General features: G+C 64.6%; 20 protein-coding genes. 3 read left to right on the top strand and 17 right to left on the bottom strand.

From position 1 onward, the window contains the following. The first annotated feature begins 8 nt into the window (after nucleotides 1-8). Together D6201_RS12060 and D6201_RS12055 are read left to right on the top strand one after the other, a co-directional pair. Nucleotides 9-950, top strand: a complete 942-nt coding sequence (locus D6201_RS12060; protein WP_133304015.1) for a hypothetical protein — start codon at nucleotides 9-11, stop codon at nucleotides 948-950. Nucleotides 951-1,111: 161 nt separating this feature from the next. Further along, complete coding sequence (locus D6201_RS12055; protein WP_133304014.1) at nucleotides 1,112-2,065, top strand: hypothetical protein; 954 nt, start codon at nucleotides 1,112-1,114, stop codon at nucleotides 2,063-2,065. Nucleotides 2,066-2,071: 6 nt separating this feature from the next. On the opposite strand, the gene D6201_RS12050 is transcribed toward D6201_RS12055, so the two are convergent. The 3 genes from D6201_RS12050 to D6201_RS12040 form a co-directional block, all read right to left on the bottom strand. Then, nucleotides 2,072-3,796 carry a sensor histidine kinase gene (locus D6201_RS12050; RefSeq protein ID WP_165853556.1) on the bottom strand — a complete coding sequence of 575 codons (1,725 nt, stop codon included), beginning with the start codon at nucleotides 3,794-3,796 and terminating at the stop codon, nucleotides 2,072-2,074. 76 nt (nucleotides 3,797-3,872) lie between these two features. Continuing rightward, nucleotides 3,873-4,421 (bottom strand): hypothetical protein, encoded by a 549-nt coding sequence (locus tag D6201_RS12045; RefSeq protein ID WP_120048992.1) that lies wholly within the window; start codon nucleotides 4,419-4,421, stop codon nucleotides 3,873-3,875. A 93-nt stretch (nucleotides 4,422-4,514) separates the two neighbouring features. Then, nucleotides 4,515-5,039 carry a J domain-containing protein gene (locus D6201_RS12040; RefSeq protein WP_120048991.1) on the bottom strand — a complete coding sequence of 175 codons (525 nt, stop codon included), beginning with the start codon at nucleotides 5,037-5,039 and terminating at the stop codon, nucleotides 4,515-4,517. 180 nt (nucleotides 5,040-5,219) lie between these two features. Between D6201_RS12040 and D6201_RS12995 the strand changes: the two genes are divergently transcribed. Then, nucleotides 5,220-5,396, top strand: coding sequence for a hypothetical protein (locus D6201_RS12995; protein WP_165853555.1), 177 nt, complete (start codon nucleotides 5,220-5,222; stop codon nucleotides 5,394-5,396). On the opposite strand, the gene pal is transcribed toward D6201_RS12995, so the two are convergent. From pal to hisH, 14 genes are all read right to left on the bottom strand, one after another. Further along, the gene (gene pal, locus D6201_RS12035) at nucleotides 5,386-5,907 is read right to left on the bottom strand and encodes a peptidoglycan-associated lipoprotein Pal (protein WP_120048990.1); all 522 of its coding nucleotides are present in this window, start codon (nucleotides 5,905-5,907) and stop codon (nucleotides 5,386-5,388) included. The two genes, D6201_RS12995 and pal, sit on opposite strands and share 11 nt — an antisense overlap. Before the next feature lie 74 nt (nucleotides 5,908-5,981). Further along, complete coding sequence (gene tolB / locus D6201_RS12030; RefSeq protein WP_120048989.1) at nucleotides 5,982-7,394, bottom strand: Tol-Pal system beta propeller repeat protein TolB; 1,413 nt, start codon at nucleotides 7,392-7,394, stop codon at nucleotides 5,982-5,984. Between the two features lie 4 nt (nucleotides 7,395-7,398). Continuing rightward, complete coding sequence (locus D6201_RS12025) at nucleotides 7,399-8,214, bottom strand: energy transducer TonB (RefSeq protein WP_120048988.1); 816 nt, start codon at nucleotides 8,212-8,214, stop codon at nucleotides 7,399-7,401. A gap of 14 nt (nucleotides 8,215-8,228) precedes the next feature. Further along, nucleotides 8,229-8,681 carry an ExbD/TolR family protein gene (locus tag D6201_RS12020; protein WP_120048987.1) on the bottom strand — a complete coding sequence of 151 codons (453 nt, stop codon included), beginning with the start codon at nucleotides 8,679-8,681 and terminating at the stop codon, nucleotides 8,229-8,231. Further along, the gene (gene tolQ / locus D6201_RS12015) at nucleotides 8,682-9,386 is read right to left on the bottom strand and encodes a protein TolQ (protein ID WP_120048986.1); all 705 of its coding nucleotides are present in this window, start codon (nucleotides 9,384-9,386) and stop codon (nucleotides 8,682-8,684) included. After that, nucleotides 9,383-9,838, bottom strand: a complete 456-nt coding sequence (locus D6201_RS12010) for a YbgC/FadM family acyl-CoA thioesterase (RefSeq protein ID WP_120048985.1) — start codon at nucleotides 9,836-9,838, stop codon at nucleotides 9,383-9,385. The genes tolQ and D6201_RS12010 overlap by 4 nt, the downstream gene beginning before the upstream one ends. 75 nt (nucleotides 9,839-9,913) lie before the next feature. Continuing rightward, entirely contained in the window at nucleotides 9,914-10,291 is a 378-nt protein-coding gene (locus tag D6201_RS12005) for a histidine triad nucleotide-binding protein (protein ID WP_120048984.1), read from the bottom strand. Then, nucleotides 10,288-10,617: a phosphoribosyl-ATP diphosphatase gene (locus D6201_RS12000; protein ID WP_120048983.1), complete on the bottom strand. Its 330-nt coding sequence runs from the start codon at nucleotides 10,615-10,617 to the stop codon at nucleotides 10,288-10,290. The genes D6201_RS12005 and D6201_RS12000 overlap by 4 nt, the downstream gene beginning before the upstream one ends. Nucleotides 10,618-10,667: 50 nt before the next feature. Continuing rightward, nucleotides 10,668-10,796 carry a PEP-CTERM sorting domain-containing protein gene (locus tag D6201_RS12990; protein WP_165853554.1) on the bottom strand — a complete coding sequence of 43 codons (129 nt, stop codon included), beginning with the start codon at nucleotides 10,794-10,796 and terminating at the stop codon, nucleotides 10,668-10,670. 70 nt (nucleotides 10,797-10,866) lie between these two features. Then, entirely contained in the window at nucleotides 10,867-11,631 is a 765-nt protein-coding gene (gene hisF / locus D6201_RS11990) for an imidazole glycerol phosphate synthase subunit HisF (protein WP_120048981.1), read from the bottom strand. Next, nucleotides 11,628-11,870, bottom strand: a complete 243-nt coding sequence (locus tag D6201_RS11985; protein ID WP_120048980.1) for a hypothetical protein — start codon at nucleotides 11,868-11,870, stop codon at nucleotides 11,628-11,630. The genes hisF and D6201_RS11985 overlap by 4 nt, the downstream gene beginning before the upstream one ends. Continuing rightward, a complete protein-coding gene (locus D6201_RS11980; RefSeq protein ID WP_120048979.1) occupies nucleotides 11,867-12,115 on the bottom strand; it encodes a hypothetical protein in 249 nt (82 codons plus the stop codon). The genes D6201_RS11985 and D6201_RS11980 overlap by 4 nt, the downstream gene beginning before the upstream one ends. After that, nucleotides 12,112-12,837: a 1-(5-phosphoribosyl)-5-[(5-phosphoribosylamino)methylideneamino]imidazole-4-carboxamide isomerase gene (gene hisA / locus D6201_RS11975; protein ID WP_120049397.1), complete on the bottom strand. Its 726-nt coding sequence runs from the start codon at nucleotides 12,835-12,837 to the stop codon at nucleotides 12,112-12,114. The genes D6201_RS11980 and hisA overlap by 4 nt, the downstream gene beginning before the upstream one ends. Then, nucleotides 12,834-13,460 (bottom strand): imidazole glycerol phosphate synthase subunit HisH, encoded by a 627-nt coding sequence (gene hisH / locus D6201_RS11970; protein WP_120048978.1) that lies wholly within the window; start codon nucleotides 13,458-13,460, stop codon nucleotides 12,834-12,836. The genes hisA and hisH overlap by 4 nt, the downstream gene beginning before the upstream one ends. Between the last annotated feature and the right edge of the window lie 14 nt (nucleotides 13,461-13,474).

Here is a 13,474-nt window from a genome sequence, read left to right as displayed (position 1 = left end):
GCAACGCTGTGACCATGCTGGGCAGAGCAATTCGTGGGCTTGCGGTGGCAGCCTGCGCGCTGGCACTCGCCGCGTGCGGTGGAGACGACACACCCGGATCGAGGGTAATCGCAACGCCCACGCCGACGCCGACGCCCACGACATCGGTCATCGATTTCGATCTGCGCGCGGGGTTCGAAGCGGAATCCGAAAACACGGCCATCTCGGTGTCGAACTTCCGCCCGGCGGCGGATGGTATTCGACGGTTCGATACGGCCACGCGCGTGGACGGCGTCACCGCCGTTTCCCTGCGATATTCGCCCGCGCGGCTGACGCTGGCGTTTCCCGACCTTTCCTCGCCCGTGCAATTCGCGTCTACAGCGTTCGGAACGACGAGCGATACACGCCTTGTCGTCGGTCGGACGGACTTCGGTGCTGTCCTGGACATTCCCTTCGATCATGTCTTGAGGGCGAGTTACACGAGTGAAGAGAATGCCAGCCGCAATGGCGCTGCCGGAATCGTCGAAACCCGGCGGACCGCGTTCTTCTTCAATCCCGTGACGACGCAGTCCGACCTGGCCGAAACGATCACCTATGCAGGCGATACGTCGGTCAGCGGCGGGGTCCCCGGCGACACGCGCCTTTCCACCCAGCGTCTTTCGGCCCGGACCGTCAACCTGCAACTTCGACCGGGAGGCAGGCCGTCGGACGACGACAGGATCGCCGCGACGATCAGCATCAGCGAGTCCCAGGGCATTACAACGCCGCGAAGCGTAAGTATTCCATTCGATACAGCGATCTCCGCCAATGGCAGCTTTGCGCAAGAGATCGATCACCGCGGCTATACGGGGACGGTTTACGGTAGTGTGGCCGGTCCGGATCGACAGGAAGTGCTCATCCTGTTTGCCGTCAGCGGCGAGGATCTGGGGCAGACTGTGATTTACGTCGGCAACTTCATCGGCTCTCGCTGATCGGGACCAAGACCGTCCATCGACATTCGCTCAGCAGTGCGACGCGAGTGCGGGGCATGTGGGCAAATGCTCGCTTGCTCCGCGGCCCGCCGGACAGCTAAGAGAAAGGAAAGGCGGCGTAGGCCGCTGTGACGACACGCGAAAATTGGACGGGAAAAATCGTGAACCGGAAAATCGGCCTTCTCTTCACTGCCGCTGCCTGCGGCCTTCTGGTCACCTCCTGCGGCGATGACGAAACGCCCGATCCGGAACCGACGGAATCGCCAACCCCGACGCCTACGCCGCCCACGGCGGGCGACGAATTCGATCTCGACAGCGATTTCGCCGCGACAAGCGGGAATGCGAATTATATCTACGCTTATTTCACGGCCGATGGCGACATGGACGCCGTTTTCAGCAGCGCGGCGCGCGTGAATGGCGGCGCCTCGATCAGCTACACGGCGGCAACGCAGGCGGTCAGCTTTACATTTCCCGATCTCGGCGATGCGGTGACCTTCGACCAGGACGATGTCGTCAATTTCGTGACCATGCCGGAAGCCGAGGCCACCTATTCGCGCGACGATGAAGGTCTCGAACTGTTCGTGCCCTTCAGTGAAGTGATGCGGGTGCTCTATACACGCTCTAACCAGGCGTTCACGCGGGACGAAGTCGACGGAACGCTTCAAAGCAACCGGGTCTCGCTGTTCTTCCGCCCTGTCACCACCGATGCCGATATCGACACCACGCTGAGCTTTACGGGCGATGTCGATGTGCGCGGCGGCGACCCGGGAGAGACTGCGTCGGATGCGATTTCCAGCAACGAAACCACGGTGACGATCACTCCCGGCGCCACCGACACCATTTCCGGCACCATCGTGATCTTTGACGATACGAGCGGCACCGCGACCGAGGCCGCGCGCTGCGATCTCGACACGACCGTTGCGGCCGACGGAACCTTCGCCGGGACGTGCGACGACACCGATAACGATCTGAACTGGCAATATGCCGGATCGCTCGCCGGGGATGAGCGCGAAGAGATCTTCATCATTTTCGGTGCCACGGCGGACAACGATCCCGACGACACCAGCGACGATGACGACGATCGCCGCTATGTCGGCAGCTTCATCGGCGACTGAACGCTGTTAGCGTAGCTTGGCGAGGTCGGGCGTGCGGACCTTATCCGCACCCGGCCGGTCCGCCGATTGCGCATGATGCCGGGTCGCGCGGGACGGTTGATCTTCCACCCGAACCTGATCCCGGCTTTGCGTCGAAGCCGTGAGAGGCACCCGCACGCTGAAATGCGACCCTTCACCCTCATGCGAGGACACGCTGACCCGTCCGCCCATCGCCCGCGCCAATTCTGCAACGATCGCCAGGCCAAGACCGGAACCGCCGAACCGCCGGTTCGTCCCGCCTTCGACCTGCTCGAACTGGCTGAAGATGCGCGGCAGATCCGCCTCGGGAATGCCGATGCCGCTGTCGACCACCTCGATGCTTAGCTGATCGTCTTCGCGTGAGAGGTACAGGCAAACCTTGCCGCGATCGGTGAACTTTACCGCATTGCCGACAAGGTTGAGGAAGATCTGACGCAGCCGCAGCGGGTCCGCCTCGATCCAGCGCGGCACATTCTCCGCGATCCGGCAGGTCAGCGCGATGCCCTTTTCGTCTGCCGTGACTCGGAAATTCTCGACGGCGGTGTCGGCCAGTCCGTGAAGGTCAACCCTGCCCTTGTGTAATCGCAATTCCCCCGCTTCGAGCCGGGCGAAGTCCAGAATATCGCTCAGCAGCGCCGTCATCGCTTCGCCGCTTTCGCTGATCCGGTCGACATATTTGCGCTGCGCTTCGGTAAGGGGCGTCTGCGCGAGCAGGTCCGCGAAGCCGATCACCCCATTCATCGGCGTGCGGATTTCGTGGCTCATCTGGGCCAGAAAACGCGCCTTGGCCTCCATCAGTCGCAGGCGCTGGCGCAACAGGGCGGCGATGGGCAGTCCGACGGCGAAACTGGCGACAAGGAATACCTGCAGAACCATGATCTTCTCGCCTAGCGGCGCATCCATCAGGTTGATCGGCCCTCGCCCGACGCTGGTGGCGACGGTTGCCACGACGGCCAGGTTGACGATGGCGATGGCATTGCCGACCGGGCCGAGGCGCAGCGCGTAGAGGATCACCACCGGCGCATCGAGGAAGAGGAAGGGATAGCTGGTCTGCCAGAAGGTGTAGACGCTGATCGACGTGCCGATGGCAATGATGCCGAGCGCCTCTGCAAATTTGCGGCGGGTGAGATCGTGTCGCCGGTTCCACCCATCGAGGAGGATGGCGCAGGCCGGGACGAAGAGCAGTAGGCCGAGCGCATCCGAGCGTGTCCATTTCCACCATTTGGCCAGCGTCAGTTCCCAAGTGCCGGGCTGGAGAACAGCAATAGCGGCCAAGCCCGAAATCGCGGCGCCTGCCACGGCAACGAGCGCGAAGGTCAGGATATGGCGATGATCCTCGAAATCGAGCGGCAGGCATTTGAGCCGATGCAGCAGAGCGAGGACGCTGAGGATTTCGATCTGGTTGGCGAGCGAGAGGCCGAGCGCGACCGACGGCACATCGCCCGCATGCAGATTGGCCGCGATATTTGCGCCGAATGCCGCGACGAGCAGCCACGGCAGCAGCGTTTTCGGAGCGCGCAGGAGAGCGACCAGCAACAGGGCATTGGGCAGCCAGACAGCTGCGATGCGCCCAGCTTCGCGGGTAAAGGCAATGCCGAAACTGGCGAGGAGACCGAAGCCGAGCGCGACGCCGACAACGATGCCGGCTTGCGCCGGGACAGACAGCCGCGCCTCTGCCTGACCCTGTATCGTATTCGTATAAACAGCCGCCACGCGCGCCTCCATCTGGCGGAATGGACTAGGGCAGGGATGCGTAAGATCGCGCTGGCGCGGCGTTAGGGGTAACTACCTAATCGGCGGGTGGCGGTGAAGCTGCTGGCGCGGGTGGCGGCGGAGGGGGCCTGGCCGTTGGCGGTCCGGGCGGTGCGGCGGGGTAGACGGGCGATCGGACTTTAGGCTGGAGCGCACGCTGCCGCTCCATCTCGCGCTCATCGGCCGCATGTTCGGCCTCTTCCATCTCGTCGGTCCAGCGGATGAAAATGCCCTCATGGCCCATCGCTCGCAGCACAAGATGGTCCGCCGGCCTGAGCTGCATTTCCGGCGTGCCGAAGCTTAAGGCACCATAGGCCTCGTCGCCCGGCTCCGGCCCACAAGCTGCGAGGGTTGAGATGATGCCCCGTTCACCGGTGGCAGGGTCCGGTTCGGTTTCCCACCCCCAGTAATTGCAGCCGTCGCGCCCGGCGACGATTTCGCCATCTTCGATCACTACCCACATTCGCCGCTCGCGCACATCGACGCCGTCGAGCGTCTTCGCCCGCCACGTTCCGCGCTCCGGACCATCGAACCACGCGCGCCAATCGAGCAGACGCGTGCCTGTCACGCCGAAGATTGCAGCCATGAGTGCGAGGAGAAGAGCTGGCAATACCAGCCGCACGGTCCATTTTTCGAAAGCGCCGCCGCGATTTGGCCGGGGCGGTCTAGCCAACTGGCGTCAGCCCTTCCATTCGCGCCGTTCCTCGGCGGCCTTCAGCACTTCGTAGGATAGCTGCAGCTTCTGAAATTCTTCCGCCGCCTCGGCATCGCCGGGCTTCACGTCGGGATGCACCTTCTTCGCCCGCGCGCGATATTCGCGCTTGATCGCCTGGAAATCGGCGTCCGCTTCGAGCTCCAGCACATCGAGCGCGCGCATTTCGTCGGCGCTGCGAGAGCCGTCTCCGCTGCCGCTCCAGCCGTAATGCTGCGCTTCTGCATAGCCTGCGCTTTCGGCCTGTTCGCTCTTCGCGCGCTTTGCCGCCTCTTCCTTGTCGAGGCCCTGAAAATAGTCCCAGCCCTTGTTATATTCGGCCGCATGCCGCTGGCAGAAATACCAGCGATCCGGGCTGTTCGGACTTTTGGGGGCGGGGCAATCGCCCTTCTCGTCACAGCCATGCCGATCGCACAGGCGCACGGTCGCCGCCTCGCGGCTGTCCTCATACCCACGCCAGCGCGGGAAGCCCCAATCGTTGGAACGAGCCATCAGCAGGAGGGTCCGGGAAAGTGCATCATGAGTGCATATAGAGACAGGAAAGGTGCGCGTGAACCGTGATCGTGCGGCAATCGCCCTTCATCGATTGGTCACAACCTTTTGGCATTCGCTGCGTTGCAATATCGGCGCGCATGATCATGTGGCGCGCATAGTATTTCGGCAGGATCTTTCGTGAGCAAGCAATTGGCCATTTCCGCAAGCGCGTCCATCTTCGCGATGGCGGCCTTTGCGCTGCTGACGCCACAAGTGCCGGTTGCCGTTTCCAGCGCCACGAACGAGCAGAGCGCGACGATGGAAATCGCCGCGCCCGCTTTCGATGTCGCGCTGCCCGACTGGATCAGCGAGTAATCATCACCGTCACGCTGCGGCGATTGCGCGCCCACGCGCTTTCGTTGGAGCCGGTCGCCTGCGGGCGTTCCTCGCCATAGCTGATCGTGCTGAGGCGGCCTTCGGGTACGCCCAGGCTAACGAGGTAGTTCTTCGCCGAATTCGCGCGCCGCTCGCCCAGCGCAAGGTTGTAATCGCGCGTGCCGCGTTCGTCCGCATGGCCCTGCACGGTGGCGCGGGCATCGGTATATTGCAGCATGTATTCGGCCTGACGACGCAGCGCGGCAGCATCCTCGCCATCGATGTTGTAGCGATCGGTGTCGAAATAGATCGTGTCCGCACCCATCATGGCGTTGGCGAAGTGGCCCTGCGATCCCGGCAATGCCGCTCCGGTCGGAGGCAGCGCAGTGGCCGTGGTCGGCGTATTCACCGTGTCAGCGGGCGGCGGCGGGGTCGTCTCGGGCGGTTCCTTCTTGCAGGCGCCGAGCGCCAGCGCGCTGGAGACGGTGAGGGCGATCACGAAGCGATTCATTGTCTGGCTCTCCTTGAACCTTTAAACTCGGGTACTCTTTCAGGTTTGCGACCCGTTGCGGGGAGTAAACGTATTTATGGCAGGACCGGTCCCCAGGCCGGATCCGACGCACCGACCGGCGTGCGCAGGCGACGTTCGTTCTCTCCGGTGAGGTCCACCTGATAGAGCGCCGTGTCGCCCGAGCCGCGCTCGGTACGGAAAAACTGGATGATGCGGCCATTGGGTGCCCATGTCGGCGCCTCGTCATGCCATGCATTGGTGAGGACGCGCATATTGCGGCCCTGCGGAGTCATCACCGCGATGTTGAAATCGCCTGCAATGCGGGTGAAGGCGATTTGGTCTCCGCGCGGAGACCATTCGGGCGTGGCGCAGCGCCCGCCGAAGAAGCTGATGCGCCGCTGGCCGGAACCGTCCGCGTTCATCACATAGCATTGCTGCGAGCCCGAAGCGTCGCTTTCATAAACGATCTGCCGGCCATCGGGCGAATAACTGCCGCCGACCTCGATACTGGGGCTGTCGGTCAGGCGCTCCGGCCTGCCGCCGCCCGCCGCGGAGACGCGGTAGATGTCGGTGTTGCCGCCAACCGCCATCGAATAAAGGATGTAGCGACCATCCGGGCTCCAGCGCGGGGCGAAGGTCGCATTGGCGCTTTCGGTCACCAGCGTCTGGCGGCCGCTGTCGATGTGATAGACGTAGATGCGCGGATTGCCGTCGACATAGCTGAGATAGGCGATGCGCGAATAATCGGGCGAATAGCGCGGCGTCAGCGCGGTCGACTGGCCATTGGTGATGAAGCGATGGTTCGCCCCGTCGCTATCCATGATGGCAAGCCGCTTGACGCGGTTATCCTTCGGCCCGGTCTCGGCGATATAGGCGATGCGGCTGTCGAAGAACGGGCTTTCGCCGGACAGGCGCGAATAGACGAGATCGGCGCAGCGATGCGCGGCCCGGCGCCAGTCGGACGGCGCGACCACCCAGCCTTCGCGCACCAGTTCGCTCTGCAAGGCGACATCGTAGAGATAGCAGCCGACCGTCAGTCGGCCATCGTCATTGGCGCGCACGAAGCCGTGGACAAGCATTTCGGCGCTGCGCCCACGCCAGGTGTTCCAGGCGGGCGCGGTGATCTGGGCGTAGCTCGGCTCCGGCAAGGCATCGGGGCCGACCGGGCGAAACAGACCGTTGAAGCGCAGATCGTTGTAAACGACACGCGCCAGCTCCAGCCCGAGCGCCTCGGTGCCGCTCGCATTGGCGGGCGTCGGCACGTCGCGATTGGTGGCGAAGGACGCGATGGCGATGCCCGTGTCCTGCCACGCGCTGTCATCGGTGACGGTGCCGGTCAGCGGACCTTCGTCCTGCCCATCCTGAAATACGGTCTCGGTCGCCTGGGGGCCGGAGCCTGCGGCGCTCGGATCGAGATCGCTGTCCTGCGCGGCAGCCGATAACGGCAGCAGCGCGGCGATGACGATGGCGAAAAGGGAAGTTTTCATGAGTCTAAAGCCTTCGGTCGAAAGTCCACTGGAGATCGTCCCAGCGACTGTAGAATTGTTCCGGCAGGTTGAAAGGCGCGGCAAGCTGAACCGCGCGGCGCGCGCGTTCGCAGTGCAGATCGGCCTGCGGGCGGTTGGAATCGTTGATCCCGCTCTGTGTGACGCAGCGCGGAGAACCGGAAAGCGAACCGTCACGATTGAGCCGCCACGACACGACCGTCACAAGCAAGTCGACGTCGACGCCGGAGGGCGCGCTCCAATGCGGGCGCAGCTGCCGGGTAACGGCGCTGTTGAGGGCAGCACGCTCGGACGCGCCGAAGGTCGCCGCAGGCTGGCCGCGATTGCCGTCAGCCGTGCTCGATCCATCGAGGAAGTCCGATCCCAGCCTGCTGCCACCCGCACGGCGGCTGGCCGTCGGCGAAGGTGCAGGCGTCGGGCGCGCGCTGGCGCGGCTGCTGGGCGATGGCGCTGGTGTCGGGCGCGCGGTTGAACGGGCCGTGGGCCGCGGGTCAGGACGGGGTTCTACGGGGCGCTCGACACGCGGCTGCACGGGCGGCGATACGATATTTTGCTCGGGCGGTGACGGCAGGTCCGTCACCACCGGCGCGAAACTGGCAGCCGGTTCCGCCGATGGGTCGGGCGCAGTGGATTCGAGGCTGACCTCGGTGGCGAGGCTTACCTCGACGCGCTCCACAGGGGCGACGGGCTCCATGTCCCGCGTCGCGTGCCAAGCCAGCGCCGCCGCCAGCGCAAGATGCGCGATCACCGCGGCGCCGATGCCGACGCGTTCTTCCGTGGAGAGAGTGGCGAGTGCTGCCATCGTAACGGGCCGGGCTATGGCGCTTCGGCTGAACCGGTGGTGACCAGTGATATCTGGCTGAAGCCCGCTCGGTTCAGTTCACCCATCACGGCCATCGCCCTGCCCCAGTCGATATTCCGGTCGGCACGCAGGTTCACGCTTGGCCGCTGGGCGCCTTCCGGCCCGGCCAAAGATTCGAGCGCCTGAGGCAGCGCGCCGCGCTCTATCCGCGTATCGTCGACATAGACGAAGCCCTCGCGGTCTATCGCGACAGTGATCTGGTCCGGTTCCTGATCGAGCGGGTCGGCGCGGCTTTCCGGCAAGTCCACCGGCACTCCGCTCGCCAGCAGCGGCGCGGTGACCATGAAGATGATGAGCAGCACCAGCATCACGTCCACGAACGGCGTGACGTTGATTTCCGCCATCGGCGCGCGGCGCGAAGCGCGGCGACCTCGGCGCGCGCCCGACGAGGCGAGATTCATCGCCACCTAGACGCTCTCCATCTCGCGGCTGATCTGCGCGTGGACCTTGTCGGCAAACAGCCCGAGCCCGGCCTCGAATGCGTTCACCTTACCGGACAGCCGGTTGTAGGCAATTACCGCCGGGATGGCGGCGAACAGGCCGATGGCGGTGGCGAACAGCGCTTCCGCAATGCCCGGCGCGACCACGGCGAGGGAAGAATTCTGCTGCAGGCCGATCTGGAAGAAGCTGTTCATGATGCCCCACACCGTGCCGAACAGGCCCACGAACGGCGCGACCGAACCGACGGTGGCGAGAAAGCCCAACCGCTTGGCGAGCGTGTCCGCCTCCAGCGCGACCTGCCCATCCATCGCTTGTGCGACGCGGGCGCGGGCCGCTTCTGGATCCTTGAGTCCCGCTTTGTGACTGCTGCGGAATTCCTGAATGCCGGCGGCAGCGACGCGGGCGGAGGGGTTGTCCTTCCGGCGGCGCGCATCGAGCAGTCCATCGACATCGCTGTTGGACCAGAATTCGTCCTCGAACGCCGCGCTCTTGCTGCGAAGCCGGCTCATCCGGACGCCGAAGCCGAAAATGATCGCCCAGACCCAGATCGACGCGAGCACCAGCCCGACGATCACCAGCTGCACGACGATATCGGCCTGCAGGAACAGCTCGATCGGGTCGAGCCTAGTAGGCGCTACCGCTGCGGCGAGGAACAGGTGGGGTCCGGTCATTCAGGGTCTTTCGTCACAAAGGTATCGAACGCTTCGCGCCATTCGGCAGGCTGGCGCTTCGGGCGACCGTCGGGGGAGAGAAAGGCGGCGACGATATCGACCTCGGCCAACGTTTCTTCGCCGCGCCGGATCGTCTGGTGCATATGAGCGCTCGCCGCGCGTACGGCGGAGCAGGTGGTTTCGACCGTCAGCACATCGTCCATCTTGGCCGGGCGACGCCATTTGATATTCGCTTCGGAAACGGCATAGACGCCTTCCCCGCCTTCGAAGGCGGCGCGTTGATCTATGCCGAGAAGCCGCAAAATATCGCTGCGGGCACGCTCGCACCATTTCAGGTAATTGGCGTGATAGGCGATGCCCGACAGATCGGTATCCTCGAAAAAGACGCGCACCGGATAAAGGTGCCGCGACCCTTCGATTTTGCCGGAGGGTGGTTTTAGCTGAGCGTCCATCGATGAACCGCCGCTTACAGTGGGCGGGTGGCGGCGGAAAGAGTCTTGTGCGGCGAAGCGAGTCGCTTTCACGACCTACTGCGCCAGCATCGGCCCCAGCGGCCCTCCGCCGAAGAGGTGGACGTGCAGATGCGGCACTTCCTGCCCGCCATTGCGCCCGACATTGCTCAGCAGCCGGAAGCCGCGCACCACCAGCCCCTGCTCGCGTGCAACATGACCGATGGCGCGGACATAGCCCGCCATTTCCGCATCGGATGCCTTGGCGCTGAAATCGTCCCAGCTGACATATTCGCCCTTGGGAATGACCAGAATATGCACCGGCGCCTGCGGATTGATGTCGTGAAAGGCGAGCGCGTGGTCGTCCTCATAGACCTTGTTGCACGGCATCTCGCCGCGCAGGATCTTCGCGAAGATGTTCTCGCTGTCATAAGGTTTGGTCGGGTCGACACTCATTCGGCAATTCCTTGGGGATTACGGGCGGCTTTTTCGTCCAGACCGGAGACGCCTTCGCGCCGGTCCAGTTCCGCCAGCACGTCGGCCAGGGTCACGTCCTTCGCGCCCAGCAGGACGAGCAGGTGGAAAAGCAGGTCGGCCGCCTCTCTGGTCAACTCCTCCCGGCTGCCGGAAAGCGCCGCTATCACGGTCTCGGTCGCTTCCTCGCCGAGCTTCTGCGCGATTTGCGGAAGGCCCGCGGCTTGGAGCTTCGCGACATAGCTAGTATTCGGCGATGCATCGCGGCGCGCGGCGATCGTTTGTTCAAGGCGGGAGAGCGTGTCCATCGCGGGCCGCAATGGCCGAAGCCGCCGCGCGGCGTCAAGCGCGCTTGCGCTCAGTCGTCGCTATCGGACCGGCGGCCAGCCAGCGCGCGCCCGACGATCACACCGATGACACCCAGCGCGAAGAGCGTCAGGCTGGATGCCTCGGGCACTTGCGCGGCGGTGAGGATGGCGAAGGACACGGAAGCGACGCTCCGCCTTTTCGCAGGTGCACACAAGCGCGGCCGCGCCGCTGTCCCAGCGCGGGACCGATCAGGTGCCGCGCGCGGGCAATCCGGCTGCGCGCAAAGCAGCGTGTGCCTCCGCCACGGTGTGTCTGCCGAAATGGAAGATGCTGGCGGCCAGCACCGCGCTCGCCCCGCCCTTCGTAACCCCGTCCACCAGGTGATGCAGCGTGCCGACCCCGCCGCTGGCGACCACCGGGACACTTACGGCATCGGCGATGGCGCGCGTCAATTCGAGATCGTAGCCCGCCTGCGTCCCGTCGCCATCCATGCTGGTGACGAGCAGTTCGCCCGCGCCCAATTCAGCCAGTCTAACCGCATGCTCGACCGCGTCGATGCCGGTTTCACGGCGTCCGCCATGGGTAAAGATTTCCCAGCGTCCATCGGTCACGCGCCGCGCGTCCACGCTCGCGACAGCGCACTGGCTGCCCATCCGGTCGGCGATGTCCGCCATGATTTCCGGACGGCGAACGGCTGCGGAATTGACCGCGACCTTGTCAGCTCCGGCAAGCAGCAGTGCGCGCGCATCCTCCACGCTGGACACGCCGCCGCCCACCGTCAGCGGCATGAAGCACACCTCCGCCGTCCGCCGAACCATGTCGAGCAGCGTGCCGCGCCCTTCATGGCTTGCGGAAATGTCGAGAAAGCACAGCTCGTCCGCGCCCGCCTCGCTATAGGCTTGCGCCTGTTCGACGGGATCGCCGGCATCCTTCAGATCGACGAAATTGACACCCTTGACCACGCGCCCATCGGCAACGTCGAGGCAAGGGATGACACGGATGCGAACGGTCATGACGAATGGCTCAGCAAGAAGGCGACGGTGACGGCGATGGCGGAAATCGCGGCATAGGCGAGCGGTGCCTCCTGCCACTTCAAGGCCTTGGCTAGCACCACCAGCACGCCGAGAACGACCGTGTATACAACCATTCCGATCAGCGCGATCTGCAGATCGCCGAAGATCAGCCGAACAAGAAAGGCGATCAGCGCCCCAGCGAGCGCAGGCATGGCATAGGCACGCAGCGAGCCGCTCATGCCTTGGTCATCTCACGCTGCGCTTCGGCTTCGACAGGCGCTTCATCGGCCATCAGCTGCCCCGAGGCATAAAACAGGAAAATCGCCATGTTGATGTACAGCACCAGTGCATACCAGAATTTGTCCGGCGAGCGCTCCTTCGTCAGCCGCGCCTTGCCGATGCCCGTGACACCGCGCCGCCAATCGACGACAACCACCGCGATGATGACGACGCTCGCCAGAATGCCTGCATCGGCAATTGTCACCGGTTTGCCATCGCGATCGCGGTCGCCAGGTCCAGTCGTCCTTCGTACAGCGCGCGGCCGGTGATGACGCCCTCGATGCCCTGGTCGGCCTGCAGCGCCAGCATGTGGATGTCGTCCAACCCCTTCACGCCGCCGCTGGCGATCACCGGGATATCGACGCTGCGCGCCAGCTCCACCGTTGCATCGACATTGCACCCTTTCAGCAGCCCGTCGCGCCCGATATCGGTGAAGAGCAGGCTTGCCACACCCGCATCCTCGAACCGGCGGGCCATATCCTCCACTGGCACGTCCGACACCTCGGCCCAGCCTTCGGTGGCGACCATGCCGTCCCGCGCGTCGACCGCGACGACGATGCCGCCTTCCCACGCCTTGGCCATGTCCTTCACGAATTGCGGGTCCTTCAGCGCCGCAGAGCCGATCACCAGCCGAGCGACGCCGAGATTGAACCAGCCTTCGACCGCAGCCGCATCACGGATGCCGCCGCCCAGCTGGACGTAGCCCGGAAACCGCTCGACGATCTCTTCTACCGCCGCCCGGTTGCGGCTCTCGCCCGCGAACGCGCCGTCCAGATCGACCACATGGAGATGCTGCGCCCCCGCCTCCGCAAACAGCATGGCCTGCGCGGCGGGATCGTCGCCATAAACGGTGGCACGATCCATATCGCCTTCGGCAAGCCGCACGACTTCGCCGCCCTTGAGGTCGATTGCGGGAAATACGATCACGGCTTCCACTCCAGAAAACGTCGCAATAGGCCCAGCCCGAAGGCCTGGCTCTTTTCAGGGTGGAATTGCACACCCGCGATATTGTCCCGCGCGACCGCCGCGACGAGGCCGCCGCCGTGATCGGTCATGGCGGCGACATCGCGGCCTTCATCGGGCACGAAATGATAGGAATGGAGATAGTAGGCCTCGCCCTCCTCCACCAGCGGGTGATCGCCGTGATGCGGTGTGAGCGCGACATCGTTCCAGCCCATATGCGGCACGCGGATGGCGGGATCGGTGCGCTCTATCTTCCGCACCTCGCCGCCGATCCAGTCCAGTCCAAGCGTCTCGCCATGCTCCAGCCCGCGCGTGGCGAGCAATTGCATGCCGACGCAGATGCCGAGGAAGGGTGCGCCGTCGCGCAGCACGCGCTGCTCGAGCGCCTCGACCATGCCGGGAATGCCGATCAGCCCGTCACGGCAGGCGCGAAAGGAGCCGACACCGGGCATCACGATCCGCTCGGCCTTGGCGACCATGTCCGGGTCTGCGGTAATCGCGGGCGAAGCACCCACCGCCTTCAGCGCGTTGTGAACCGAATGAAGGTTGCCTGCGCCGTAATCGATCAGCGCAATGGGATTAACCATCGTTAGACCCGACG

It is taken from the genome of Aurantiacibacter aquimixticola (genome assembly GCF_003605475.1).
Lineage (GTDB): Bacteria > Pseudomonadota > Alphaproteobacteria > Sphingomonadales > Sphingomonadaceae > Alteraurantiacibacter > Alteraurantiacibacter aquimixticola_B.
This window is presented reverse-complemented; position numbering and strand designations above follow the sequence as displayed.